The sequence below is a fragment of the Prosthecomicrobium pneumaticum genome (genome assembly GCF_014199915.1).
GTDB lineage: Bacteria > Pseudomonadota > Alphaproteobacteria > Rhizobiales > Kaistiaceae > Prosthecomicrobium > Prosthecomicrobium pneumaticum.
The window spans coordinates 1-22,759 of the sequence record NZ_JACHOO010000012.1 but is presented as its reverse complement, the minus strand read 5'-3'; the positions used below and the strand labels follow the sequence as shown (position 1 = coordinate 22,759).

At 69.0% G+C, this 22,759-nt stretch carries 23 protein-coding genes and 1 pseudogene; 3 read left to right on the top strand and 21 right to left on the bottom strand.

Features of this window, described 5'->3' with window-relative positions; all coding sequences use genetic code 11:
- Positions 1-29: 29 nt before the first annotated feature.
- The 4 genes and pseudogenes from GGQ63_RS20275 to GGQ63_RS20260 all read right to left on the bottom strand — a co-directional run.
- Positions 30-410, bottom strand: a pseudogene (locus GGQ63_RS20275) (endonuclease domain-containing protein); the annotation flags it as partial.
- Between the two features lie 408 nt (positions 411-818).
- Positions 819-2,396 carry a 2-isopropylmalate synthase gene (locus tag GGQ63_RS20270; RefSeq protein ID WP_183858444.1) on the bottom strand — a complete coding sequence of 526 codons (1,578 nt, stop codon included), beginning with the start codon at positions 2,394-2,396 and terminating at the stop codon, positions 819-821.
- 383 nt (positions 2,397-2,779) lie between these two features.
- Positions 2,780-3,205, bottom strand: a complete 426-nt coding sequence (locus GGQ63_RS20265) for a hypothetical protein (protein ID WP_183858443.1) — start codon at positions 3,203-3,205, stop codon at positions 2,780-2,782.
- A 40-nt stretch (positions 3,206-3,245) separates the two neighbouring features.
- Entirely contained in the window at positions 3,246-4,151 is a 906-nt protein-coding gene (locus GGQ63_RS20260; RefSeq protein ID WP_183858442.1) for a PhzF family phenazine biosynthesis protein, read from the bottom strand.
- A 173-nt stretch (positions 4,152-4,324) separates the two neighbouring features.
- On the opposite strand from GGQ63_RS20260, the gene GGQ63_RS20255 reads away from it, so the two are divergent.
- Positions 4,325-4,711, top strand: a complete 387-nt coding sequence (locus tag GGQ63_RS20255; protein WP_183858441.1) for a BA14K family protein — start codon at positions 4,325-4,327, stop codon at positions 4,709-4,711.
- 110 nt (positions 4,712-4,821) lie between these two features.
- Here the strand turns inward: GGQ63_RS20255 and ilvC are convergent, their stop codons facing one another.
- From ilvC to miaA, 7 genes are all read right to left on the bottom strand, one after another.
- Positions 4,822-5,841 carry a ketol-acid reductoisomerase gene (ilvC, locus tag GGQ63_RS20250; protein ID WP_183858440.1) on the bottom strand — a complete coding sequence of 340 codons (1,020 nt, stop codon included), beginning with the start codon at positions 5,839-5,841 and terminating at the stop codon, positions 4,822-4,824.
- A 98-nt stretch (positions 5,842-5,939) separates the two neighbouring features.
- Positions 5,940-6,302, bottom strand: coding sequence for a type II toxin-antitoxin system PemK/MazF family toxin (locus GGQ63_RS20245; protein WP_183858439.1), 363 nt, complete (start codon positions 6,300-6,302; stop codon positions 5,940-5,942).
- Positions 6,265-6,612 (bottom strand): AbrB/MazE/SpoVT family DNA-binding domain-containing protein, encoded by a 348-nt coding sequence (locus GGQ63_RS20240; RefSeq protein ID WP_183858438.1) that lies wholly within the window; start codon positions 6,610-6,612, stop codon positions 6,265-6,267. Before GGQ63_RS20240 ends, GGQ63_RS20245 begins: the two co-directional genes overlap by 38 nt.
- A 53-nt stretch (positions 6,613-6,665) precedes the next feature.
- Entirely contained in the window at positions 6,666-7,205 is a 540-nt protein-coding gene (gene ilvN, locus GGQ63_RS20235) for an acetolactate synthase small subunit (protein WP_183858437.1), read from the bottom strand.
- Positions 7,206-7,401: 196 nt separating this feature from the next.
- Complete coding sequence (locus tag GGQ63_RS20230) at positions 7,402-9,168, bottom strand: acetolactate synthase 3 large subunit (RefSeq protein ID WP_183858436.1); 1,767 nt, start codon at positions 9,166-9,168, stop codon at positions 7,402-7,404.
- Between the two features lie 271 nt (positions 9,169-9,439).
- On the bottom strand, positions 9,440-10,942 hold the full coding sequence (locus tag GGQ63_RS20225; protein ID WP_183858503.1) for a sensor domain-containing diguanylate cyclase: 1,503 nt from the start codon (positions 10,940-10,942) through the stop codon (positions 9,440-9,442).
- Positions 10,943-11,070: 128 nt separating this feature from the next.
- The gene (gene miaA / locus GGQ63_RS20220) at positions 11,071-11,973 is read right to left on the bottom strand and encodes a tRNA (adenosine(37)-N6)-dimethylallyltransferase MiaA (RefSeq protein ID WP_183858435.1); all 903 of its coding nucleotides are present in this window, start codon (positions 11,971-11,973) and stop codon (positions 11,071-11,073) included.
- On the opposite strand from miaA, the gene serB reads away from it, so the two are divergent.
- Positions 11,972-12,883 carry a phosphoserine phosphatase SerB gene (gene serB, locus GGQ63_RS20215; RefSeq protein WP_183858434.1) on the top strand — a complete coding sequence of 304 codons (912 nt, stop codon included), beginning with the start codon at positions 11,972-11,974 and terminating at the stop codon, positions 12,881-12,883. The genes miaA and serB overlap by 2 nt on opposite strands.
- A 473-nt stretch (positions 12,884-13,356) precedes the next feature.
- Here serB and solA read toward each other — a convergent pair whose 3' ends face one another.
- The 10 genes from solA to fumC form a co-directional block, all read right to left on the bottom strand.
- Complete coding sequence (gene solA, locus GGQ63_RS20210; protein WP_183858433.1) at positions 13,357-14,493, bottom strand: N-methyl-L-tryptophan oxidase; 1,137 nt, start codon at positions 14,491-14,493, stop codon at positions 13,357-13,359.
- A 120-nt stretch (positions 14,494-14,613) separates the two neighbouring features.
- Positions 14,614-16,089: a DegQ family serine endoprotease gene (locus GGQ63_RS20205; RefSeq protein WP_183858432.1), complete on the bottom strand. Its 1,476-nt coding sequence runs from the start codon at positions 16,087-16,089 to the stop codon at positions 14,614-14,616.
- 77 nt (positions 16,090-16,166) lie between these two features.
- Positions 16,167-16,352: a DUF2065 family protein gene (locus tag GGQ63_RS20200; protein ID WP_183858431.1), complete on the bottom strand. Its 186-nt coding sequence runs from the start codon at positions 16,350-16,352 to the stop codon at positions 16,167-16,169.
- Positions 16,349-17,428, bottom strand: coding sequence for a protease modulator HflC (gene hflC, locus GGQ63_RS20195; protein WP_183858502.1), 1,080 nt, complete (start codon positions 17,426-17,428; stop codon positions 16,349-16,351). The genes GGQ63_RS20200 and hflC overlap by 4 nt, the downstream gene beginning before the upstream one ends.
- Positions 17,428-18,561 (bottom strand): FtsH protease activity modulator HflK, encoded by a 1,134-nt coding sequence (gene hflK / locus GGQ63_RS20190; protein ID WP_183858430.1) that lies wholly within the window; start codon positions 18,559-18,561, stop codon positions 17,428-17,430. Before hflK ends, hflC begins: the two co-directional genes overlap by 1 nt.
- Before the next feature lie 115 nt (positions 18,562-18,676).
- Entirely contained in the window at positions 18,677-18,898 is a 222-nt protein-coding gene (locus GGQ63_RS20185; protein WP_183858429.1) for a ribbon-helix-helix domain-containing protein, read from the bottom strand.
- Positions 18,895-19,098 (bottom strand): DUF4169 family protein, encoded by a 204-nt coding sequence (locus tag GGQ63_RS20180; RefSeq protein ID WP_183858428.1) that lies wholly within the window; start codon positions 19,096-19,098, stop codon positions 18,895-18,897. The genes GGQ63_RS20185 and GGQ63_RS20180 overlap by 4 nt, the downstream gene beginning before the upstream one ends.
- Positions 19,099-19,117: 19 nt before the next feature.
- The gene (locus GGQ63_RS20175; RefSeq protein WP_183858427.1) at positions 19,118-19,417 is read right to left on the bottom strand and encodes a CcdB family protein; all 300 of its coding nucleotides are present in this window, start codon (positions 19,415-19,417) and stop codon (positions 19,118-19,120) included.
- Positions 19,417-19,638 carry a type II toxin-antitoxin system CcdA family antitoxin gene (locus tag GGQ63_RS20170; protein WP_183858426.1) on the bottom strand — a complete coding sequence of 74 codons (222 nt, stop codon included), beginning with the start codon at positions 19,636-19,638 and terminating at the stop codon, positions 19,417-19,419. Before GGQ63_RS20170 ends, GGQ63_RS20175 begins: the two co-directional genes overlap by 1 nt.
- 113 nt (positions 19,639-19,751) lie before the next feature.
- Complete coding sequence (gene fumC / locus GGQ63_RS20165) at positions 19,752-21,143, bottom strand: class II fumarate hydratase (RefSeq protein ID WP_183858425.1); 1,392 nt, start codon at positions 21,141-21,143, stop codon at positions 19,752-19,754.
- Between the two features lie 144 nt (positions 21,144-21,287).
- On the opposite strand from fumC, the gene GGQ63_RS20160 reads away from it, so the two are divergent.
- The gene (locus tag GGQ63_RS20160) at positions 21,288-22,094 is read left to right on the top strand and encodes a putative PII-like signaling protein (RefSeq protein WP_183858424.1); all 807 of its coding nucleotides are present in this window, start codon (positions 21,288-21,290) and stop codon (positions 22,092-22,094) included.
- Positions 22,095-22,759 lie beyond the last annotated feature (665 nt).

The following is a 22,759-nucleotide window of genomic DNA, read 5'->3' as shown; positions in this document are numbered from 1 at the left end:
GTCCGGGCACCCTCCTCGCAGGCAATGAGGATCACGTCGAGCACGCCGTCCATGTTGGTGAGCACATCGACGTTCCAGAACCGCATGACGCGAAGGCCGAGCCGTTCGAGCCGCTCCGTTCGTTCCCGGTCGTAGGCCGCGCGAAATTCCGAATGCTGGCCGCCGTCGAGTTCGACCGCAAGCGCCGCTTCCTTGCAGAGAAAGTCGAGGATGTAGCGGTCGACCGGGATCTGGCGCCGGAACTTCCAGCCGCCCAGACGCCGATCGCGCAGCCGGTACCAGAGCCGGCGCTCGGCCTCTGTCTGATCCCTCCGCAACCGCCTCGCCCGCTCCGTCGCAGCGTCCAAGGAAGAGCCCTCACCCTGCCCTCTCCCGCGGAGCGGGAGAGGGATCGCAACCCCCGCTGGCATTCTTGCAGTGTGGCGGCAAGAGCGGCAAGCCCCCAAGGAGAGCGACGCGCCCCCTAGGAGAGCGACGAGCCCCCAAGAGAGCGACCCGCCCCCTCTCCCGCCCCGCGGGAGAGGGTCGGGGTGAGGGCCCTTCCTTCGCCGGGCGAAATGAGCGGCCCTCACCCTAGGCATCTCGGCCGCTTGCGCGCCCTGCGGCGCCGAGTCCGAAAGCCCTTTCCCGCAAGCGGGAGAGGGGAACCCGGCCGTCTGACCGTGACTCATCAGCGGCGAAAGGAGAGCGACGCGCGCCCCAGGAGAGCGACCCGCCCCCTCTCCCGCCGGCGAAGTCGGCTGTTGCCGACTTCGCCTTTTCCCCACTCGGCTCGGCAACAGCCGAGCCGAGTGGGGAGAGGGTTGGGTTGAGGGCGCTCAGGCGCTCGCAGCGGCCTGGGCGTGCTGGCGGCCGCGCTTGGCGGTCAGCTTGTTGAGCGCCGAGATATAGGCCTTCGCCGAGGACACCATGGTGTCGGGGTCGGCGCCGCGGCCGGTCACCGCCTTGTCGCCTTCCTCGAGCCGGACCGAGACCTCGGCCTGCGCGTCCGTGCCTTCGGTGACGGCGTGCACCTGATAGAGCGACATCCTCGCCTCGTGCGGCACGATCGCCTTGATGGCGTTGAAGGTGGCGTCGACCGGGCCGTTGCCGGTCGCCTCCTTGGTGACGTGGTTGCCCTCGATGTCGAGGGTGATGATCGCCTTCTGCGGTCCGCCCGTGCCGGCGATGACCGTCAGCGCGAGCACCCGGACGCGCTCGGCCGCGACCGCCACCTCGTCGCCGACCAGCGCCTCGATGTCCTCGTCATAGACGTGCTTCTTGCGGTCGGCGAGATCCTTGAACCGCTTGAAGGCGTCTTCGAGCTGGTTGTCGCCCAGTTCGTAACCCAGCTCCTTCAGCTTCTCGCGGAAGGCGTGGCGGCCGGAATGCTTGCCCATGACGAGCGAGGTCGCCTTCACGCCGACCGTTTCGGGCGTCATGATCTCGTAGGTCGAGGCGTTCTTCAGCATGCCGTCCTGGTGGATGCCGCTCTCGTGCGCGAAGGCGTTCCGGCCGACGATCGCCTTGTTGTACTGGACCGGGAAGGCGGAGACGTTCGAGACGAGCTTCGAGGCGCGGGTCAGCATGCGGGTCTCGACGCGGGTCTCGTAGGGCATCACGTCGCCGCGGGTGCGGATCGCCATCACCACTTCCTCGAGCGCCGCATTGCCGGCGCGCTCGCCGAGGCCGTTGATGGTGCATTCGACCTGCCGCGCGCCGCCGGCGATGCCGGCGAGCGAATTGGCGACCGCGAGGCCCAGATCGTCGTGGCAGTGCACCGAGAAGATCGCCTTGTCGGAATCGGCCACGCGCTCGCGCACCTCGCGGAACATCGCGGCATATTCCTCCGGCACGGCATAGCCGACCGTATCGGGCAGGTTGATCGTCGTCGCGCCGGCGCGGATCGCGGTGTCGACGCAGCGCACCAGATACTCGACCGGCGTGCGGGTGGCGTCCATCGCCGACCACTCGACGTCCTCGACGAGGTTGCGCGCCTGCGCCACCGTGCGGGCGATGATCTCGAGCACCTCGCTCTCCGACTTCTTCATCTGATGCGCCAGATGGATCGGCGAGGTCGAGACGAAGGTGTGGATGCGGCCGCGCCGGGCGGGCTTCACCGCCTCGCCGGCGCGCGCGATATCGGCCGGAATGGCGCGGGCGAGGCCGGCGATCGTCACGTCCCCGGCCCGCCTCGCGATCTCGAGCACGCTCTCGAAATCGCCCTGGCTCGCGATCGGGAAACCCGCCTCGATGATGTCGACGCCCATCTCCTCGAGCAGTTCGGCGACCTCGAGCTTCTCCTCGAAGGTCATCGAGGCGCCGGGGCACTGTTCGCCGTCGCGCAGCGTGGTGTCGAAGATGTAGATGCGCTCGCGCGCGGACGAGGTTTCGGCGGAGCCGGCTTCGGTGGTCATCGGTCTTCCTCTCGGGTCGCCCGGTCGCGAGTCGCTCAGCGCGGGCGTGCAGCTCTGGGTTCGTCGTCGTCGCTCCCCTGAACGCCCGTCCGCAGATGCGGCCGGCCGGCGCTCAGGGGCTCGTAAGGAGAAGAAGGCCGGAAAGGAGAACGCAGGCGCACGCCGGCGCGCCGACCGGGGTCGGCGTGGCGGCGGCGGCGAAGGGGCGTTCCGTCCTGGTCATCGGCATCGTCGGATCGGCGGAAGACCCGCCGGAGAACTGACTGGCCCGGCGCGAAAGGCCGGACGGGAAATCTTTTAAGCGAAGGCGCGGCGCGGGCGCAAGCCGCTCGTGCGACGCCGCTCGCGAAAGGCGAAGTCGCTCGCTCGTGAGAAGTCGCTCGCTAGTGAAAGGCGAGGACGGCGAAGATCAGCGCCCCGAGCGCTGCGAGGCCGGAGAGCGGCCCGAGCTTGGCGAGCCGACCGCGCAGCGCCGCGTCGCCCGTCCGCTTCAGCCGCGCATGCGTCGCCTCGACGACGCCGACGAGCGCGGTGAGCGCCAGCACGAAGGCGAACTTGACCCAGAACAGCACCGGCAGCGCGCCGAAGCCGTTCCACCGCGTGAAGACCAGAATGACCCCGGTCAGCCAGAGGAGGACGAGGCCGGCCGCCGAGATCTTCGCGGCGATCGGCGGGATCTGCCGGAGCGCCGCGGCACCCTCCGGCTCCGCCGCGCGGGCGAGCCGCATCGAGAGGCCCGAGGCGATGCCGCCGGCGAAGCCGAGCGCGAGCCCGACGAAATGCAGGATCAGCAGGATGTCGTCGGCCATGGCCCCCTCCGTGCGCAAGGAGACCCTAGCATGGAAGAGTTCAAAGGAGCAGTTCGCCCCGCGCCACGACGATCGCCCGCCCGCCGATCCGCGCCGCATCGATCGCGCCGCCCTCGATGTCGATCTCGAGCGTGATCAGGCTCGGCCGGCCCATCGCGAAGCCCTGCTCGATGACATAGCGGTGGGTGCCCGCCGGCGGCCGGTCGAAGGCGTGGACGACACCGGCGAGCGCCGCGGCCGCCGAGCCGGTCGCCGGGTCCTCGGTCGTGCCGCCCCAGAACATGCGGGCGTGGAAAGCGCTCTCCGCCGAGACGGTGTCGCGGGTGTAGAGATAGGCGGAGGAAACCGTCGGGAAGGCGCGCTTCCAGGCCGGCCCGATCGGCATGGCGCGCGACAGCGCCGCGCGGTCGCGAACCGGCACGAAGACATAGGGCGCGCCGGCCGAAAACGACGACAGGCGGTGGTTCTCGAAGCCGATCTCGGCCGGCAGCAGGCCGAGCGCCGCGGCGACCGCCTCGCGGTCGAGCGCCGCGCCGACCGGTTCCGGCACGCGCGGCACGTCGAAGACGGCATAGCCGATCCCCTGCCCCTCGACGGCGACGGCCGAGCGGATCGGCCCGACCGGCTCCTCGAGCACGATCACCGCCGCTCCGGTCGCAGCCTCCGGCCGCGCGGCGTCGAGCGCGAGGAGCACGGCGGTGCCGACCGTCGGATGCCCGGCAAAGGGCATTTCGTGCTGCGGCGTGAAGATCCGCACCTTGGCGGCGTGCACCGGCGGCCGTTCCGGCGGCAGGACGAAGACGGTCTCGGCGAGGTTGAACTCGGCGGCGATCGCCTGCATGCGCGCCGTGTCGAGATCCTCCGCATCGAGCACGACGGCGAGGCCGTTGCCGGCGAGCGGCCGGTCGGTGAACACGTCGAGAACGACATAGCGGCGGCGGCTCATGGATCCTCCGGGATTGCTGAAGGCCTCCCTCTAACACGCCGTCCGCGCGGGATCACGAGGGCACCCCCGACCCGGCGCCGCGTTTTCGCCACGCCTGCGCCAGGATGCATTCAGCCGCCGTTCAGCTTCCGGGACGTAAAAGATCAGCATTCGTTCTCCCGCAGGAGAGGCAAATGAAGAAGATCGCCACAGCGGCCCTCGCCGCCCTCATCGGAGTGTCCGCCATCGCCGCGACGGCGGGTTCGGCCTCGGCCGATCCCTACTGGCGCCACGACCGCCATCATCATCGCCACCATGGCGGCGGCGATCTCGCGGCCGGCCTCGCCGCCGGCGCCATTCTCGGCCTCGGCATCGGCGCCCTCGCCGCATCGCCCGGCTATGACCGCGAGGTGCCGCCGCCCCGCTACGCCCGCGATTATCCGCCGCCGCGTTATGCGCGCGCCGCCTGGCGGGACCATGTGGACTGGTGCCTCGACCGCTACCGCAGCTACGATCCGCGCAGCGACACCTTCATCGGCTATGACGGTTACGAGCGGCGCTGCATCAGCCCCTACGATTGATCGGCACGACGCAAGCCGGCAAAAAGCCCCGCGGGATCGCTCCCGCGGGGCTTTTTTCGATCGGCCTTCGGCAGCCGGCTCCGTTCGCAGGAGCCGGCCGCGCGCAGACCTCAGTTGCGGGTCTTGTCGACCAGCTTGTTCTTGGCGATCCACGGCATCATGCCGCGCAGCCGCTCGCCGACCTCTTCGATCTGGTGCGCGTCGTTGAGGCGGCGGGTCGCCTTGAACTTCGCCGCGCCGGCCCTGTATTCCTGCATCCAGTCCGAGGTGAACTTGCCGGTCTGGATGTCCTTCAGCACGCGCTTCATCTCCGCCTTCGTCTCGTCGGTGACGATGCGCGGGCCGGTGACGTATTCGCCCCACTCGGCGGTGTTGGAGATCGAGTAGTTCATGTTGGCGATGCCGCCCTCATAGATGAGGTCGACGATCAGCTTCACTTCGTGGAGGCACTCGAAATAGGCCATCTCGGGGGCATAGCCCGCCTCGACGAGCGTCTCGAAGCCGGCCCGGATCAGCTCGACGAGGCCGCCGCAGAGCACGACCTGCTCGCCGAACAGATCGGTCTCGCACTCTTCCTTGAAGTTCGTCTCGATGATGCCCGACCGGCCGCCGCCGACGCCCGAGGCATAGGAGAGCGCGATGTCGAGCGCATTGCCCGAGGCGTCCTGATGGATCGCGACGAGGCAGGGCACGCCGCCGCCCTTCTGGTATTCGCCGCGCACCGTATGGCCCGGGCCCTTCGGCGCGATCATGATCACGTCGACGGTCTTCTTCGGTTCGATCAGGCCGAAATGCACGTTGAGCCCGTGCGCGAAGGCGATCGCCGCACCGTCGCGGATGTGGTCGGCGATGTGGTCGCGATAGATGTCGGCCTGCAGCTCGTCGGGCGTCGCCATCATCATCAGATCGGCCCAGGCCGCGGCTTCGGCCACCGACAGCACCTTGAAGCCGTCGGCCTCGGCCTTCAGCGCGGTGGTCGAACCCGGGCGCAGCGCGATCGCGACGTTCTGGACGCCGGAGTCCTTGAGGTTGAGCGCATGCGCGCGACCCTGGCTGCCATAGCCGATGATCGCGACCTTGCGGGACTTGACGAGGTTGAGATCGGCATCGCGATCGTAATAGACGCGCATGGGGGTTCTTCCCTTTTCGATGTTTGGTTCGGGATTTTGGGGACGGTGACGGCGAAAATCCGGGGCGTTTCTAGCGGGAGAGGAACGGGCTGGCAACGTCAGGTCAGTCCCTCACCCAGTTCGAACAGGCCGACCAGTCCGCGACGGACCTCGGCGAACGCATCCTCGGGAATCCGGCCGGAGTGCTTACACGGCCGCGCCACGGGATCGATGACCCGAAGCTGGTGGAACAGGACATATCCGGCCACCGATCCGGGAATGGCGAATGCGACCTTGAACGGCCAAGGACCACCCGTCCGCGAGATGGGACAGACGACGAGGACCGAGGAGCGCGCGTTGTAGGCCGCCGGTGTAAGCACCACGGCCGGTCGGCGGCCGCCCTGTTCGTGACCTACGGGCGCGCCGAGGTCGATCCAGATCAGATCACCGGCTTCCGGAACGCGTCCGTTGATCGTTGGCATGGAGGCTTCTCATTTCCTCATCCGTGGGCGCGATGTCGCTCCAGTCCTCGTCCGGCCATCGCTCATTGCCCCGGTCGGGACCCCAGTCGACGAGCGCCGGGGGCTCGAGCGGCCCGGTCCGCTCGGCCTCGGCGAACAATTCGTCGAGCGTCTTCGGAGCCGCGCCGCCCACCGCCGCCATCCGCAGGCCGCGCAGGCCCGCGACGTCGACGTCGAGCTCGGTCCCTTCCTTCAGGTCCAGCCGCTCGGCGAGCTTCTTCGGAATGCGCACGGCGAGGCTGTTGCCCCATTTCGCCAGCTTGACGCGCATGATCGGCCCTCCTTCGGATAGACGATGTATATCCGGGGCGGTTCCCCCGCCAGCTACATCGCCTCCGGGCCGCGGGCGATCGCCGCGACGCCGGTGCGCGACACCTCGACGAGGCCGAGCGGCTGCATCAGGAGGAGGAACTGGTCGATCTTGTCGGTCCGGCCGGTCAGTTCGAAGACGAAGCTCTCGGTCGTCGCGTCGATCACCCGGGCACGGAAGGCGTCGGCGAGCCGCAGCGCCTCGACGCGCGCGTCGCCGGAGCCGCGCACCTTGATGAGCGCGAGTTCCCGCTCGATCGAGCGGCCGGTCACGGTGAGATCGGTGACGCGGTGGACGAGGACCATGCGCTCGAGCTGCGCCTTGATCTGCTCGATCACCGCCGGCGAGCCGTTCGTCACCACGGTGATGCGCGAGCGGTGCTTCTCGTGCTCGGTCTCGGAAACCGTCAGGCTCTCGATATTGTAGCCCCGGCCCGAGAAGAGGCCGATCACCCGGGCGAGAATGCCGGGCTCATTGTCGACGAGGATCGACAGCGTGTGCTGCTCGGTTCGATCCTTGCCCTCCTTGATCGCGTAGACCGACCCCGGCTGCATCGTCTTTCCGTCTCCAGCTTCCCGTTCGTTTCGTTCCGGGCCCTCACCCCGGCCCTCTCCCGCGAGCGGGAGAGGGAGGCTCTTCGCTTTCGCGGGGCCTCGGAACCAGAGCACCATAATCCCCTCTCCCGCTTGCGGGAGAGGGTTAGGGTGAGGGCCTCCCCCGCTCGGGGGTGAGGGCCTCGCCTTCCTTTCCCTACACCAGGGCGCGGCCTTCCGCGTCGATCGCCTCGGCGATCGCCGCGTCGGTCGCGTCTTCCGGCAGCAGCATCTCGTTGTGCGCCTTGCCCGAGGGGATCATCGGGAAGCAGTTGGCGAGATTGGCGACGCGGCAGTCGAACAGCACCGGCCCCTTCGCCGCGATCATCGCATCGATCGCGTCGTCGAGCTCGGAGGCCTTCTCCGCCCGGATGCCGATGCCGCCATAGGCCTCGGCGAGCTTGACGAAGTCGGGCAGCGCCTCGGTATAGGAATGCGACAGCCGGTTGCCGTGCAGGAGCTGCTGCCACTGCCGGACCATGCCCATATACTGGTTGTTGAGGATGAAGACCTTGACCGGCAGCTCGTGCTGCACGGCGGTCGACATCTCCTGCATGTTCATCAGGATCGAGGCATCGCCGGCGATGTCGATGACGAGCGCGTCGCGATGCGCGGTCTGCGCCCCGATCGCCGCCGGCAGGCCATAGCCCATCGTGCCGAGGCCGCCCGAGGTCATCCAGCGGTTCGGCTCCTCGAAGCCGTAGAACTGCGCCGCCCACATCTGGTGCTGGCCGACCTCCGTGGTGATGAAGGTCTTGCGGTCCCTGGTCTTCTCGTAGAGCCGCTGGATCGCGTATTGCGGCATGATCGTCTCGCCCGACTGGCGGTAGGCGAGGCTCCGGCGGGCGCGCCATCGGTCGATCTCGCCCCACCAGCCGGCGAGCGCCTTCTCGTCCGCCTTGTGGCCGCTCTCCTTCCAGATCGCCAGCATGTCCTCGAGCACATGGGCGACATCGCCCAGAATGCCGATGTCGACACGGACGTTCTTGTTGATCGAGGACGGGTCGATGTCGATGTGGATCTTCTTCGAGCCCGGCGAGAAGGCGTCGAGCCGGCCGGTGATGCGGTCGTCGAAGCGCGCGCCGATCGCGATCATCACGTCGCAATCGTGCATCGCGTTGTTCGCTTCATAGGTGCCGTGCATGCCGAGCATGCCGAGCCAGTTCTCGCCCGAAGCCGGATAGGCGCCGAGCCCCATCAGCGTCGAGGTCACCGGGAAGCCCGTCGCGGCGACCAGCTCGCGCAGCAGCCGCGTCGCCTCGGGACCGGAATTGACGACGCCGCCGCCGGTATAGAAGACCGGCTTCTTCGCGCGCGCCATCAGTTCGACCGCGGCGCGGATCCGGCCGATGTCGCCGCGGACCTGCGGATGATAGGTCTTGTGCTCGACATTCTGCGGCCCGTGATAGGTGCCGGTGGCGAACTGGACGTCCTTCGGAATGTCGACGACGACCGGGCCGGGCCGGCCGGACCGCGCGACATAGAAGGCCTCGTGCAGGATGCGGCCGAGATCGTTGACGTCCTTGACCAGCCAGTTGTGCTTGGTCGAGGGCCGGGTGATGCCGACGGTGTCGCATTCCTGGAAGGCGTCCGAACCGATCAGATGGGTCGCCACCTGGCCGGTGATGCAGACCATCGGGATCGAATCCATCAGCGCGTCGGTGAGCGGGGTCACCATATTGGTCGCCCCCGGCCCCGAGGTGACGAGCGCGACGCCGACCTTGCCGGTCGAGCGGGCATAGCCCTCGGCCGCATGGCCGGCACCCTGCTCGTGGCGGACGAGGATGTGCTGGACCTTCTCCTGCTGGAAGATCTCGTCATAGATCGGCAGCACGGCGCCGCCCGGATAGCCGAAAATATGCTCGACGCCCTGATCGATCAGAGCCTGGACGACCATCTCCGCGCCCGTCATCTGTCGCGTCATCGCCTTCACTCCACGCGGCGGCCGGCTTGCCGGTCGCGCCGCAATCCTTTGAAACGGCCAATAAAAAAGGCCCTCGAAGGGCCCATTTCAGCGCACGATCGGGTCGACGGCTCATGCCATCGCGTTCGTGCGCCTTCTAAGTACGAGAATGAAGCGGCGGATCATGTCCGGCCCTCTGTTCTGGAACTGGCGGGACCATAGTCCCACGCCCTTCACCGGGTCAAGCCCCGGGGAAGAAAATTGCGCGAAGGAAAGCCCATATTTGCGGAAATTAGTCGAGGGTCGAAGCGCGCCGCGCCGCCCCCTGCTCGCGCTCCGCATGATGGAGCCGCTTCCTTTCGTACATCAGCGCGTCGGCCCGCTTGACGATCTCCTCGAGCCGCTCGCCGCGGCCGTGCGCGGTCGCCGCGCCGACCGCGAAGGAGAGCGGGATCGCCGAATAGAAGTGATTGTTGAGATCGAGGAGCCGGTCGAAATCCTCGATCACCTTGCGCGTCTCCGCCTCGTCCGCACCGGGCAGAAGGATGGCGAACTCGTCGCCGCCGATGCGCGCGGCATAGCGCGGCGCCTCGACGAGCTTGCCGAGCACCTCGCCCGCCCGCCGCAGCAGATCGTCGCCGAACGCGTGGCCGAACCGGTCATTGGTGTCCTTGAGCCCGTTGAGGTCGGCGATGATCACCGAGATCGGCCAAGGCCCCTTCCGCTCCAGCCGCGACAGTTCGTCGACATAGAAGGAGCGGTTGTGGAGCTTCGTCAGCACGTCGTGCTTGCCGAGGAATTCGAGATAGGCCTCCGCCTTCTTGCGCGCCGTGATGTCGGTCAGCGCGACCTGGACGAGCGACCAGTCCGTCTCATGGTCCGGCAGGACGGAGAACTGCAGGTGGAGATAGAGTTCGTCGCCCTCGAGCGAATAGTTCACCACCTCGCGGCTCTGGAACAGCTTGCCGTTCCACAGGTCGATCAGCTGCTCGCGGAAGGGCTGTTCCATGCCGTCGCGGAAGATGTCGCGCTGGCGCAAGAGGAGCGTCTGCAGGTCCGGCGCGCGGAACAGCTCGAGCGTGTGCCGGTTGACGTCGAGCACACGGATCTCGCTCATGCAGCGCTGGATGAATTCCGGATGGACGTCCGTGAAGACGCGCAGATCGCTGATGCCGCGCGCCCGGGCATCGTCGAGCAGCCGCTTGACGGCCGAAAAATCCTCGACCCAGAGCGAGACCGGCGAATGGCTGAACAGGCCGCGCGCATAGGCCTCGCTCGCCGCCAGCCGGCGCCGGGAACGCTCGCGCTCCGAAACGTCGTCGATCGCCACCAGAACACGGCTCCAGTCGTGCTCATAACCCGGAAGAATGCGGCCCTTCAGCTGCGTATCGAGCCGCCGGCCCGACAATGTATAGTTGACGGCGTTGCTCATAAAATCGAGCCGGCCGTTCCAGAGCTGCACGAGCTCCTCGGCATGCGTCCCGAGCATGTCGTCGCGCAGCACGTCGCCGAGCCGGGCCACCAGCGTGTCGCGATCCGGCGCCTCATAGAGCTCGAGCGTCGCCCGGTTGACGTCGACGACCCGGATTTCGCGGGCGGAGCTCTTCACCCGTTCCGGGTCGGCGCGCAGATGCGCGGCGAGATCGGTCACCCCGCCATCCCGCCAGAAATCGAGCAAGGCCTTGACGCCGCTATAGTCTTCCAGCCAGAGCGACATCGGCGCGAGATCGAAGATCGCGAGACCGGGTGCGGCGGGGGGATCGACGTACAGGGCCTTCTCCGGGCTCCGCAGCATGGGCATCGCGATACTCGAGGGCGACAGACGGGGACGTCCGCGGCCTCGCCGTCCCGCACCCGAGCGCGCCGACTCTCGTCAACTCTGCTGATTCGGGATGGTGATGCCGCGTCGTAGCCCTGTCATCTTTACCGAAGTCGCGGCCAATCCGCCATCCGATTGCGCAGCCAGGTGCCCTGACGCTTGGCATAGCGGCGGGTTTCCATCGCGGCGCGCGCCGCCGCCTCCTCGATTCCGATCCCGCCGGCGAGCGCGAGCCCCAGTTCGCGCAAGCCCACGGCCTTCATCGCCGGCAGCTCGGCATCGAGCCCGCGCGCCAGGAACGCCTCCACCTCGCCGAGCGCGCCGGCCTCGAGCATCGCCGCGAAGCGGTCGCCGATCCGGCGGTAGAGGAGGTCGCGCGGCGGATCGAGAACGAGGCGGAAGGCCTCGGCCGGCGCGACGAGCGGCGCCGCGCCGGCTTCGGCGTGCCAGGCGGCGAGCGGCCGGCCGGTCGCCTCGACCACTTCGAGGGCGCGCAGCACACGGGTCCGGTCGGTCGGCCGGATGCGCGCCGCGCCCTCCGGATCCCGCGCGGCGAGCGCGGCATGGAGCGCGGCGAGCGGCTCCTCCGCCGCCCGCGCCGCGACCGCATCGCGGATCGCCGGGTCGATCGGCGGCACGGCGGCGAGCCCCTCGGTCAGCGCCATGAAATAGAGGCCGGTGCCGCCGACGACGACGGGGGGCCGTCCCTCCGTCCGAAGGCTCTGCAGCAGCGCGGCGAGGTCCTCCCGCCACTGCGCGACCGAATAGCGGCGCGCCGGATCGACATGGCCATAGAGCGCGTGCGGCACCCGCGCCTCCTCCTCTCGGCCCGGACGCGCGGTCAGGATGCGCAGGCCGTCATAGACCTGCATCGAATCGGCGTTCACCACCGTGCCGCCCAGCCGCTCGGCGAGTTCGAGCGCCAGCGCCGACTTGCCGCTCGCGGTCGGCCCCGCTATCAGGACCGCGCGCGCCCTCCGCGCCGCATCGAGGTCGATCGAGTTCATGCCGTCCCAAGCCGAAGATGCCGCCCATGTCGCGACCCTGATAGCACGCGCGGGCGCATCCGGGGCGCTCGCCGGGGCGCTCGGCCGGGCACGCGCCGACCGTCCCGACCTGCGCGCCGAGACGCTCGACGAGGGCCGCGCCGTCGACCTCCTCTTCACGGCCGCGCCGGCGGAAGCCGCGGCGATCGCCGGCCTCCTCGAGGCGATCGTCGCCGATGATCCGGTCGACGTGATCGTCCAGCCGCTCGCGAGCCGCCGCAAGCGGCTGCTGATCGCCGACATGGATTCGACCATGATCGGCCAGGAATGCATCGACGAGCTCGCCGACATGGTCGGGCTGAAGCCGCATGTCGCGGCGATCACCGAGCGCGCGATGCGCGGCGAGATCGCCTTCGAGCCGGCGCTGCGCGAACGGGTGGCGCTGCTCGCCGGCCTTCCCCTCGGCGTCATCGACACCCTGCTCGCCGAGCGGATCACGCTCTCGCCGGGCGCCACGGCGCTCGTGCGCACCATGCGGGCGCACGGCGCCTACACGGCACTCGTCTCCGGCGGCTTCACCCTCTTCACCGGCCCGGTCGCGGCGCGCATCGGTTTCGACGAGAACCGGGCGAATGTGCTCGTCCATGCCGACGGCAAGCTCGCCGGCCGGGTCGAGGAACCGATCCTCGGGCAGGAGGCGAAGCTTTCGGCCCTGATCGAACTGTCGAACCGGCTCGGCCTTTCGCGCGCCGAGACGCTCGCGATCGGCGACGGCGCCAACGATCTCGCGATGATCCGCGCCGCCGGCCTCGGCGTCGCCTATCACGCCAAGCCGAAAGTGGCGGCCGAGGCGGCCGCCCGCATCAAGAGCGGCGACCTCTCCGCCCTCCTCTACGCCCAGGGCTACCGCCGCGCCGCCTGGACGGAATAGACGATGCGACGGTCGGGATCCCCTCTCCCGCGGGCGAAGTCGGCTGTTGCCGACTTCGCCTTTTCCGCGCTCGGCTCGGCAACAGCCGAGCCGAGTGGGGAGAGGGTAGGGTGAGGGTCTTTCTTCCCGCCTTTAACCGGCCAGCCAAAGGACCCTCACCCTTCGCGTCTAGGCTCGCTTCGCTCGCCGAGAAGCGAAGCCCTCTCCCGCGAGCGGGAGAGGGGGCGGCGCCGGCTGCGCGGACCTGACGCCGAGACGCGTCGAAAAGGCGAGGTCCACGCTTGGGATCCCCTCTCCCCGCCCCGCGGGAGAGGGAAGCGGCGCCGGCTGCGCGGACCTGCGACCGAGCATGCGCGGGGAGAACGAGCGCAACGCTGGGGTTCCCCCTCTCCCGCCCCGCGGGAGAGGGCCGGGGTGAGGGTCTTTCCTTCCTTCGCCAAGGTGAGGGCTCTTCTTCCCCCCGAAGAGCGCCCTCAGGCCGCGAGCCGGCCCATCCGGAACAGCGACAGGTCGAACGGGCTGTCGCGGCCGGTGGCGAGGTCGGCGATGATCTCGCCGATCACCGAGGAGAATTTGAAGCCGTGGCCCGAACAGGGCGAGGCGACGACGATCTCCGGTGCGCCGGGCGCCGTGTCGACGACGAAATGCTCGTCCGGCGTGTTGGTGAAGAGGCAGGCGGAAAGCCGCAGCGTCGGGCCGTCCGCCTCGGGGAAGGCGAGCCGGATCCCGGCGCGCAGCAGCGCCTCGTCGGCCGGCGTCGGCTCGCGCGACAGCGCGTCGGCATGGCCCGTCTCATGGCGATGGTGATAGAGCCCGATCTTGAAGCCCGGCACGCCCCAGATCGGGAACTGGTAGAAATGGCCGAGTTCGGTCTCGAGATTGGAGACCGGGAAGCGGTCCATGGTGAAGAGGCTCGGGCGCTTCGGCAGGAACCAGCCGAGCACCTGCCGCTCGGCCACCGCGCGGCCGTCGCGCAGTTCCGGCACCAGATCGGAGATCCAGCCGCCCGCCGCGACGACGACGCGGCCCGCCTCGTAGCGGGCGCGGTCCGTGACGACTTCCACCCGGCCGTATTTCGGTTCGACGGCGAGCACCTTCTCGCGGCCGTGAATGGTCGCCCCCGCCCCGATCGCGAGCGCGACATGGCCGAGAATCGCCCGCTCGGAAGCGACGAAGCCGCCATCCGGCTGATGGAGGGCGAGATGACCCTCGGGCAGGCGGTAGCCGGGAAAACGGCGCCCCGTCTCGGCGGCATCGAGCAGTTCGTGCGGCAGGTCGTGTTCGCGGCAGGAGGCGAGCGAGCCCTCGATCACCCGGCTGCCGGCCGGGCCGGAATCGATCGAACCGGTGACGTAGAGGAGCCGCTGGCTGAGCAGCCGCTCGGTCTCGCGCCACAGCTCATAGGCGCGGCGCAGCAGCGGCACATAGGAGGGGTGCTCGAAATAGGCGAGGCGGATGATCCGGTTGAGCCCGTGCGAGGAGCCCATCGCATGGCCGATATCGAAGCGCTCGATGCCGAGCACGCGCAGCCCGCGCCGGGCGAGCTGCCAGCAGGCGGCGGAACCCATGCCGCCGACGCCGACGACGATCACGTCATGAAGCTGCGCCATCCCGCCCGTCCTTCTCTCAGCCGGAAGGATGGTGCAGCGCGAAAGCCTCGCCTTGTCAATCGCGACGAGGGCCGGCGCGGCGCCGCAGCCTCGGATGAGGCCGCAGCGCCGCCGTTCCGGTCAGTTGCCGAGGCGCAGCGCCACGTAGCGGAAGTCGCCGTCCTTGTTGGCGACGAGCACCGGGACGAGCTTGCCGCCCTCCTTCTGGCGCGCCTCGATCGGCTTCTGCACGTCCTCGAGCGTGCCGACGGTCTCCTGCGCCACCTCGACGATCACATTGCCGGCTTCGATGCCGTTGTCGGCGGCGCTCGAGCCCGGCTCGACCGCCGTGACGACGACGCCGTTCACGGCCTGGGCGATGCCGTACTGGGTGCGCAGCGCCGGCGTCATGTCGACGAGGGTCATGCCGAGCACCTTGAGGTCGGCCGGCTTGGCGGGCTCCGCCGGCGGCGTCGAGCTCGCCGCTGCGGCGGCCTCGTCATTCTCCTCGAGCCGCCCGGGCGTCGTCTTCAGCGTCACCTCGGCGCCCTTGCGCACCACCACCACCTCGACCGCCTTGCCGATCTCGGCGTCGGCGACGAGGCGCGGCAGGTCCCGCATCTGGACGACCGGCCGGCCGGCGAAGGAGACGATGACGTCGCCCGGCTGGATGCCGGCGGCGGCCGCGGGGCCGTCCTCGGTGACGCCGGCGACGAGCGCGCCGCGTGCCTGGCCGAGGCCGAGGCTCTCGGCGATCTCGTCGGTGACCTGCTGGATGCGCACGCCGAGCCAGCCGCGCCGCGTCTCGCCGAATTCGCGCAGCTGCGCGACGACATTGATCGCCGAGGAGGACGGCACGGCGAAGCCGATGCCGATCGAGCCGCCGGAGGGCGAGATGATCGCCGTGTTGATGCCGATCACCTCGCCGTCCATGTTGAACAGCGGGCCGCCGGAATTGCCGCGATTGATCGCGGCGTCGGTCTGGATGAAATTGTCATACGGCCCGGAATTGATGTCGCGGTTGCGGGCCGAGACGATGCCGACCGTCACCGTGCCGCCGAGGCCGAACGGATTGCCGATCGCCATCACCCAGTCGCCGACGCGCAGCTTCTCCGAATCGCCGAACTTCAGCGCCTTGAGCGGCTTTGCCGGCTCGACCTTCAGCACGGCGAGATCGGTCTTGCTGTCATGGCCGAGCACGGTCGCCTTGAGCTTGGTGCCGTCGTTGAAATTGGCGGTGATCTCGTCGGCGCCCTCGATCACGTGATTGTTGGTGATGATGATGCCCGACGCGTCGATGACGAAGCCGGAACCGAGCGACTGGACCTTGCGCGGCGTGCTGTCCGGCTGCTGCTGCTGCCGGTTGAAGAAATCGTCGAAGAATTCCTGGAAGGGCGAGCCGTCCGGCACCTCGGGCAGCGGCACGCCGCGGCTGCCGGCGACGGTCTGCGAGGTCGAGATGTTGACGACCGAATCGATCAGCCCTTCGGCGAGGTCGGCGACGGAATCCGGACCGCGCGCCAGCGCCGGCGGCGCGATCGGCGCGGCGAGCACCAGCACGCCGGCGGCCGCCGCGGCGAGCCCGAGCCGACGGATCACAGTCTTCATCATGGCCATCAGCCAATCCTCCGCAAGGGTTTCGCCGGCCGCAGCGCGGCCGGCGAGGCTGGCACGAGCTTCTCCCGACAATGCGGTCACCATTTGGCGAGCCGCACGATGACGAAGCCGAGAACGAGCGCGGCGAGGCCGGCGGCGCGCAGGGTCGCGTCGGGCGTCGCGAGGCCCTGGCGCATCATCGCCTTGGCGGCCGAGGGGAAGCCCGCATAGAGCGTCCCCTCGATCGCCAGAACCAGCCCGATCGCGACGGCGAGTTCGCTCACTGGGCCGGCGCAGGCACCGCCTGCCCTTCGGCCGGCGGCGCGACGGGCGCGGGCTCGGCCGGCGGTGCCTCAGCCGGAGCGGGCGACGCCTCGGGCGGCGACGGCGCCTCGGGTGGCGACGGCGCCTCGGCGGGAGCGGGCGAACCGGCCCCTGCCGCGGCGCGCGCGGGCACCTGCGATGTCGTCGCCGGCCGGTCGAGCGCGGCAGCGCCGCCCGCCGGATTGTCGAAGTAGCGGAAGAACTCCGACTTCGGCGAGATCACGAGGCGCGTCTTGGCGGTGCCGATCCCCTTCGAATAGGCTTCCATCGAACGATAGAAGGCGAAGAAGTCGGGGTCCTGCGAGAACGCCTCGGCGAAGATCGTGTTGCGCTGCGATTCGCCGTCGCCGCGCAGCCCGTCCGCCTGCCGGTTCGCCTCGGCGACGATCACCGTCGCCTGGCGGTCGGCCTGCGCCCGGATGGTGCGCGCCGCCTCCTCGCCTTCGGCGCGGATCTCCGTCGCCTCGCGCTGACGCTCGGTCTGCATGCGCTGGAAGATCGCCTGGCTGTTCTGCGCCGGCAGATCCGCGCGGCGGATCTTCACGTCGACGACCGAGATGCCGAAGCGGCGCGCCTCGCCATTCACCTGCTGGGTGATGCGGTCCATCAGCGCCGCACGCTGGTCGCGCACGAGGGCCTGGAAGGTGACCTCGCCGAGCACCCGGCGGACCGAGGAGTTGAGCACCGAGGAGAGCCGCGTCTCGGCGACGTCCACCGTGCCGACCGCCTGGTAGAACAAGAGCGGATCGACGATGCGGAAGCGGCCGAAGGCGTCGACGACGAGACGCTTCTGATCCGACGCGATCACCTCGAGCGGCGGCGAGTCGAGATCGAGCACCCGCTTGTCGATATAGACGACATTGTCGATCAGCGGCACCTTGAAGGCGAGACCCGGCTCGGTGACGACCCGGACCGGATTGCCGAAGCGCAGGACGAGTGCCTGCTGCCGCACGTCGACGATGAAGAAGGAAAGGTAGAGCACGATGAGGATCGCCGCGGCGACGATCGCGCCGACGGTTCCGAAGACGGTACGCATCACGGCTGCCCTCCGGTGGCCGGCGCCGCGGCGGGCGTCCGGTTGAGCGGCTCGAGCGGCAGATAGGGCACGACGTTCTCGGCCGCGCCGCGCTCGTCGATCAGCACGTTCTCCGTGGTGCCGAGCACCTTCTCCATCGTCTCCATATAGATGCGGCGGCGGGTGACGTCGGGCGCCGCCCGATAGGATTCGAACACCTTGACGAAGCGGTCGGCCTGGCCGCGCGCCTCGGCGATCGTCTGGTCGCGATAGGCGTTGGCCGCCTGGACGATCTGCGCCGCCTGGCCGCGCGCCTCGGGGATCACCCGGTTGGCATAGGTCTGCGCCTCGTTCTGCAGGCGTTCCTGGTCGGCACGGGCCGCCTGGACGTCGCGGAAGGCGTCGATGACCTCGGCGGGCGGATCGACCTTCTGCAGCTGCACCTGGTTGATCTGGATGCCGGCGCCGTATTCGTCGAGCGTCTCCTGCAGGAGATCCTGCACCTGCGTCTCGGTGATCTGGCGGGCCTGGGTGAGGATCGGCTGGATATCGGAGCGGCCGACGACTTCACGCATCGCGCTCTCGGCGGCGGCCTTCACGGTGCCGTCCGGATTCTGGATGTTGAAGAGATAGTCGCGCGCGTCCTTGATCTGCCAGAACACGGTGAAGTCGATGTCGACGATGTTCTCGTCGCCGGTCAGCATCAGGCTCTCCGCCTCGACGTCGCGGCCCTGCGCGCCGCCGGCGCCGTCGACCATGACGATGCCGACCGACACCGAATTGGTGCGGGTGACCTTCGGCGTCTCGACCGTCTCGATCGGATAGGGCAGACGCCAGTTGAGGCCCGGCGGCTGCTCGCGCTCGACCTTGCCGAAGCGCAGCACGACGCCGACCTCATCGGGTTCGACGCGGAAGGTGAAGAAGGAGTAGCCGAGGAAGGCGGCGATCGCGATCACCACGATCGCAAAGAGCGCGGGATTGGTGCCGCCACCGCCCCCCGGCAGCACGCGGCGAAGACGGTCCTGGCTCCGGCGCAGGATTTCGTCGAGGTCGGGCGGTCCGGAACTTCCGCCGCCCCGCGGGCTTTGACCCCATGGGCCGCCGCCATTGCCTCCCTTCCATCCACCGCCGCCCGTCTGGTTGCTCCAGGGCATCTGTCGTCCTTGTTCTTTGCGCGACCCGGAAGGCGTAGCGGCCCCCCGCCCGCGAGGCAAGCGAAAGCCGCGCCCATGCGCGGCCTTGGGAAAGTGGGAACCGGAGGGCTCCGGATCAACGGTCCGGAGCCGCGCAATCGCGATAATGCGCGAGTACGGCGATGCGGATGGCCGAGGAGAGGTTGACCGCCGGATCGCGCGCCGCATCGATCGCGGCGACGAAGGCGGCGAGCGACTGGCCGTGCCCGGCCGCGATCGCCTTCGCCGCGTCCCAGAACGGCGCCTCGAGCGAGATCGAGGTGCGGTGCCCGGCGATCGAGAGCGAGCGTTTCGTCACACCCCGCCATCCCCCTTGTCGTCCGGCCGGAGGCTATGGCCGTCGAGCCGCCGCGCCGCCCGTTCCTGTTGCGCCTCGTCGAGCGTGCGCTCCGCCTTCGAGCGGCCGAATTTCGCCCGGTTCTGCGCCGCCTCGGCCCGCCGCGCCGCACGCGCCTTCTCCTTGCGGGCGGCGCGCAGATTGACGATGTCGGCGGTCATGGCGGGTCAGGCTCCGGCCTCAGATACCGAGGAACAGCAGGTCGATGGCCCGCTTCAGGCGGTCTTGCTCATGGGCGATCGAGGCGACGGCCGGCCCGAGGCTCCGGCACTCGATGGCGGCGAGCCGGTCGACCAGCACGACGCCGGTGCGGCCTGCGACATCGACCGCCAGCCGCACCGCGCCAACGAGGTCCCGATAGGGCAGGAAGGAAACCGGGGCGACGATCCGCGTGTCCAGTCCGTCCGCCACGTCGTGCTGCAACAACACCACGAGCGTCTCGTCGTCTCGACGCAGGCGGCAGACGTCGAACTGCCGCATCAGAACGTCCGCAGCCCATCGGACCACAGGCCGTTTCGCGCCAGTTCGGCATTCGCCTCCGCGATCGCTTCGCGGTTCGCCGTGCGCCACGCCTCGCGAAAGCGCACCCTGTCGATCTGGTCCCGCAGCGCGCGATTGGTCACGCTGCCGACATCGATGCCGAGGCGCTTCGCCTCGGCGACCAGTTGCTCGTCGACGCGGGTGTCGAGAATGTCCGTCATGGCGGACCTCCTTGCCGGACGCGAGGATAACACGCGAGAGGCGAGAGGACAGCCCGCCGCCGATCAGATCGGCCCGTCATCCTGGAGCCCGGGTCTTCGGTCGGATCGGAGGTTCACTTCGGCCCGATCATGTCCTCCGGCCGGACCACCGCGTCGAACTCGGCGTCGCTGACATAGCCGCCGCCGACCGCCTCCTCGCGCAGCGTGGTGCCGTTCTTGTGCGCGGTCTTGGCGATCTTCGCCGCCGCGTCATAGCCGATCTTGGGGGCGAGCGCGGTGACGAGCATCAGCGACCGGTCGAGCGCGGCCTTGATGTTGTCCTCGCGCGGCACGATGCCGACGACGCAGTTCTCGGTGAAGGACACCGCGGCATCCGCCATCAGCCGCACCGACTGCAGGAAATTGTAGGCCATCACCGGGTTGAAGACGTTGAGTTCGAAATGGCCCTGGCTGCCGGCGAAGGTGAGCGCGGCATGGTTGCCGAAGATCTGCACGCAGACCTGCGTGAGTGCCTCGCACTGGGTCGGATTGACCTTGCCCGGCATGATCGAGGAGCCGGGCTCGTTCTCCGGCAGGGCGAGCTCGCCGAGGCCCGAACGGGGGCCGGAGCCGAGGAAGCGGATGTCGTTGGCGATCTTGAACAGCGAGGCGGCGACCGTGTTGATCGCGCCGTGGCTGAACACCATCGCGTCGTGCGCGGCGAGCGCCTCGAACTTGTTCGGTGCGGAGGTGAAGGGAAGCGCGGTGATCGCGGCGATCTTCTCCGCCACCATCTCGGCGAAGCCGACCGGCGCGTTGAGGCCGGTGCCGACCGCGGTGCCGCCCTGGGCGAGCTGCATCAGCATCGGCAGGGTCTGCTCGATGCGGGCGATGCCGTTCTCGACCTGCCGCGTATAGCCGGAAAACTCCTGGCCGAGCGTCAGGGGCGTGGCGTCCTGGGTGTGGGTGCGGCCGATCTTGATGATCGTCGACCAGGCCTGCGCCTTGTCGTTCAGCGCATTGCGCAGCTGCTGCAGGGCGGGGATCAGCCGGTGGACGATCTCCTCCGCGCAGGCGACGTGCATCGCGGTCGGATAGGTGTCGTTCGACGACTGGCTCATATTGACGTGGTCGTTCGGATGGACCGGCTTCTTCGAGCCCATCGCGCCGCCGAGCATCTCGATCGCGCGGTTCGAGATCACCTCGTTGGCGTTCATGTTCGACTGGGTGCCGGAGCCGGTCTGCCAGACGACGAGCGGGAAATGATCGTCGAGCTTGCCCTCGATCACCTCCTGCGCCGCGGCGACGATGGCGCCGCCGATCGTCGGATCGAGCCGGCCGAGCGCCATATTGACCTCGGCCGCGGCGCGCTTGACGATGCCGAGCGCGCGGACGACGGGCAGCGGCTGCTTTTCCCAGCCGATCTTGAAATTGCCGAGCGAGCGCTGCGCCTGCGCGCCCCAATAGCGGTCCGACGCGACCTCGATCGGGCCGAACGTGTCCGTTTCAACGCGCGTCTTCGTCATCGTCTCTCTCGAAGCAGGTCAAAGGCCGCGCCACTCTAGCCACGGCCGCGCGAGGGGCAAGCGTCCATGGCCGCGCCGGACCTCGGCGCAACTCTTGATAATCCAACCGAATGATATACCCTCCGCTCATCGGAGGAGGGGCCGATGGCAGAGGACGGACAGACGGGTGCCGCGCTCCAGGCAACGCTCGCCGTGGAACGCGGACGCGTGGCCGACCGGATCATCTGGGGCGGCTATGTCGCGATCGGGATCCTGATCGGCGCGGTGGTCTGTCCGACGATCTGGCTGATCGTCCGGCCGAGCAGCGACACGATCGTCATCCAGTCCGCCTTCGAACAGCTCGAGAAGCTCTCTGCGGCGATTTTCCCTCTGCTCGGTGCCTGGATCGGTGCCGTCATCGCGTTTTACTTCGCGCGCGACAATTTCGAATCGGCGGCGCAGAACACCAAGGCTCTGCTTCAGGAGGCCCTGCCGGATCGCCTGACCAGCATCGCGGCCGCAGAAGCGATGATCCCGGCCGACAAATTGCTCACCGTGTCGACCCCCGAGGATGATGGCCGCCCGCTCTATGGCGACATCCTCAAGACGTTCGAAGCCAAGGGGCTGAGCCGGGTCATCGTGCTGAAAGGCAGGAAGGGGCTCGGCGTCATTCACGATTCGACCGTCAACCGCTTCGTTCTCGGCAAGACCGCGACCGGCGCGCAGGCGGCTGACATCAAGCTGTCCGACCTGCTCGGCGATCCTGCCATCGCGCCGATCCTCGACGACACCGCGATCTACGTCGCGCCCAACACCACGCTCGCGGCCGTCCGCAAGGCGATGGAAGCGCGGTCGACCGCGCTCGGTTCGTGCCGCGACGCCTTCGTCACCACCACCGGCGCGCCCTCGGACGACATCGTCGGCTATCTCTCGGACCTCGACATCGCCAAGCGGGGCGCGCTGAAGAGTTAGGTTCGGCGTGGGTCCGCCGGCTCCGCCCCGATGCCGTGGCCGTCTCGGCGACCGACAGCGCCCTCTTGGGACTCGGCCTGGGCGAAGCGGCGCCGGCAGGACGCTACGGGGTTCGAATTCGACGGTCCATCGACCAGCGGCCGAGCGCTTCGGCCGGATCGGCGGAAGGGGCATCAGAGGCGACACACGTCGCATGCACGCCCGGCGACGCCAGGGCCGGAAGCGCTCTGCCGCGGGGCGGATGGGGGAGACCTGCGACCGACGATCTGTCAGGGGACCAGCCCGACTGCCGGGCTCCCCCCTCTCCCGCTCCGCGGGAGAGGGTCGGGGTGAGGGTTCTTCCCTTCATCGATGACGAGAGGCGCACCCTCACCCTTCGCATCTAACCTCGCTTCGCTCGCCAAGATGCGAAGCCCTCTCCCTCAGGCGGGAGAGGGGGCGGAACCGGCTGCGCGGGACCTGCGCCCGACGATGTGTCGAGGGACCAGCCCGACCGCCGGGTTCCCCCCTCTCCCGCTCCGCGGGAGAGGGCCGGGGTGAGGGCTCTTCCCTTCATCGATGAAGAGAGAGGCACCCTCACCCTTCGCATCTAACCTCGCTTCGCTCGCCAAGATGCGAAGCCCTCTCCCGCAAGCGGGAGAGGGGGCGGAACCGACGGTGCCGAC